Source organism: Bartonella sp. AA89HNZF (genome assembly GCF_042196905.1).
Classification (GTDB): domain Bacteria; phylum Pseudomonadota; class Alphaproteobacteria; order Rhizobiales; family Rhizobiaceae; genus Bartonella.
Genome location: NZ_JBHIRD010000049.1, coordinates 1 through 3,343, shown reverse-complemented (window position 1 = coordinate 3,343; position 3,343 = coordinate 1). Strand labels below are relative to the sequence as shown.

Genomic DNA, 3,343 nt, shown 5'->3' with positions numbered 1-3,343 from the left:
ATCGTCCTATGTCTTTCTATGGAAAAGTAAACTTGATCAAAACCTTTGGTGATGATGGTACCATCCGGATTGGCAGAAACTTTGACCTTGATCCTATGGGACCTGCAATTGAAGGTGGCGTTGGCATCAATGCGCAACTGTCTCACAATTTCTCCCTTCATGGTGATGTAAGCTATCAACAAAAGCTTCAGAAAACTGGTATAAGTGGTGCAAGCTTTTCAGGTGGTATACGCTATCAGTTTTAAAATAAAACTGTCAAAACAGCGTATTTCTTTTCTATGTATTAACAAAAAAGGCAGTATAGTATACTGCCTTTTTATCTCTCCCCTATTCTTCTCTACCAATACACACTGCCAACATTTCTCTTTGAGAAAATTAGTTAAAAAAACTCAAGACAATAAAATATCGCGCTTTCAACTAGTAAAAATATCCCTTGAAAAAAACTAAAAGTCGATTGAAAAATCAATGAGCACTATTTTATCATAACCGTGTTAAAGGAAAACATGAAAGCTATGGTGTCATCTTTGGTTTTATGATGTTGAAAGAAATCTTTATCAGGCTCAAGCATACAGTTTTTTGAAATTTTCTTGCCTACTCCTTTTCTTTAAGCATAAGCAACAAGTTTTATGCAAACATAACACATATCTTGAATAGAAAAACTTATAATACTTATATAATATTAACATAATATATTTACTTTAGCACGAAATGAGTTTAAAGTATAATTCATTATATATTAAATATATAATTTATTTTATACTTTACATAAAAATAAAAATCGCCTATTCACGTCCGATCTCTAATCTAAAATACCCATCCATTTGATATCCTTCTTATAAGCGGGGGAAGAGTGTGTGGCACTTATAATTTACTTATAATTTAGGAAACTCTTGATGTGTAAAAAGTCCCTCTTATCCTGCACTGCTGTCATAGCTGTCATGCTATTCAACACCCATTTCAATGTATATGCTGAAACTCTTGAAGTTTCCGGAGAGAAAAAAGAAGTATCTAACACAACGTATGAGATTATTAATGCGAAAGACAACGGGGAAATCACCGGCACACATTTAACTGTGGTTGGGAATAAAGACACAGATATTTATGCTGTAACAGCTGACGGTCTTGGCAGTACGATTACATTACTGCAAGACACAGCCATTAAAGGAACTGATTTTGACATTCGTCTTGGTCTTAATGCAAAAGATGGTGCTACAATCAAAATGACTGGAGGCATTATTACGGTTTCTGAAACTGGCGCTTTCTTCGAAAACAGTATGAATGATAAAAACAAGCTGGAAGGTGTAACAATATCAAGTGGTAAAGATGACCACTTCATGGACGAGGGCATAAATGCCGACAAAAAAAGCAAAGTTACTTTAGAAAACGTAACGGTTACGCAAGCAAACACCAGTATATTTGCAAATGATCATTCTGAAATAACGATATTAGGAGGAGCATTTGATGGAGACCTCAAAGGAATATCCGCTACAGGAGGCAGCGCTATTACTTTAACTTATAGCGAATTAGCCGATAACCAAAAAAGCAGTGTTCAAGTTACATCATCCCATGGTGATGGACTTTATGCAAATGGTGAACAATCTACAATCACAATGACTGGTGGAGCAATAACTGGAAGAAGCACAGCATTGCTTGCAGAAAATGGCGGACATATTGACATCTCAGATGTTACTTTAAAAACAGACGGCACCGGAATCGGTGCAATAGCCAATGATGTTAACAGTAAAATTGAATTACACGGAAATACGGTAATTAATGATGCTGTAATTGGGCTTTATGCAGAAAACAGTGGCACAATCACAATGACAGGAGGAACCATTACAGCTTTTGAAACTGGCGCATTCTTTAATGAAAGTAAGAGCAAAAAAAATAAGCTAGAAAATGTAACAATTACTTATGCAGACACCAACATAAATGATCAAGACAAGCTAGCAAATGTAAAAAAAACATCGGACAATGAATTAGACCCTGGATGGGAAAGTGAATTAGAAAATGAATTGGGAAATGAAAAAGAAGAGTTTTTATACACAGGAATAACAGCCTTTGCTGGAAGTCAAGTCACTTTAGAAAATGTAACCATTACCCAAGCAGAAACCAGCATATCCGCAGAAGGTCATTCTCAAATAGCGATATTAGGAGGAGAATATAATGGAGAACACGCTGGGCTATACGTTACGGAAGGCAGCATCATTACTTTAGCCAATAGTCAAAAAGGCAGCGTTCAAGTTACATCATCTTATGGTGATGGACTCTATGCAGACGGTTTATTCTCCACAATCACAATGATGGGAGGAATAGTGACTGGGGGAAACAGAGCATTATTGGCAGTGAACGGTGGATATATTAGAGGCGAAAATGTTGTTTTAACAACAACAGATGGTAACGGAAACGGAGCAGCTTCCACAGATCCTTACAGCTTGATTGAATTGTATGGGAAAACAACGATTAATAATGCTTTTATCGGGCTTTATACAGAAAACAGAGGCGTCATCATGATGACGGAAGGAACTGTAACTGGAAAAAGCGCAGCATTATTTGCAAAGAGCGGCGGATATATTGATGTCACGGATGTGATACTAACAACAATGGATGGTAACGGATACGGTGCAGCTGCCACTGATCCTAACAGCTTAATTGTATTACATGGGAAGACAACGATTAATAATGCTGTAACTGGCCTTGGCGCGGAAAATAGTGGTACCATCACAATGACGGGAGGAACTGTAACTGGGACAAGCGCAGCATTGCTTGCAAAAAGTGGTGGACATATTAAGGTCGCAGATGTTGCTCTAACAACAATAGGCAACGGATACGGTGCAGCTACCACCGATCCTGATAGCTTAATTGAATTGCATGGCAAAACAACAATTAATAATGCTTTCATCGGACTTAATGCAGAAAATAGTGGTGCAATCACAATGACGGGAGGAACTGTAACCGCTGCAAACATGGCATTGCTTGCAAAAAGCGGTGGGCATATTAAGATTACAGATGTTGCTCTAACAACAATAAATGGTAACTATGGCGCAGCGACCACCGATCCTGATAGCTTGATCGAATTGTATGGCAAAACAACAATTAATAATGCTTTCATCGGGCTTAATGCAGAAAATAGTGGTACAATCACAATGACGAAAGGAACTGTAACCGCTGCAAACATGGCATTGCTTGCAAAAAGTGGTGGGCATATTAAGGTTGCAGATGTTGCTCTAACAACGATGTATGGCAACGGATACGGTGCAGCTACTACCGATCCTGATAGCTTGATCGAATTGTATGGCAAAACAACAATTAATAATGCTTTCATCGGGCTTAATGCAGAAAA

Annotated in this window: 1 protein-coding gene and 1 pseudogene; both read left to right on the top strand. The window is 37.8% G+C overall.

The features are described from left to right. The coding region (locus ACFIN0_RS09470) for an autotransporter outer membrane beta-barrel domain-containing protein (RefSeq protein WP_375702419.1) at nt 1–245 on the top strand (245 nt) is incomplete at its 5' end. 648 nt (nt 246–893) lie between these two features. Further along, nucleotides 894–3,343, top strand: a pseudogene (locus ACFIN0_RS09465) (hypothetical protein); the annotation flags it as partial.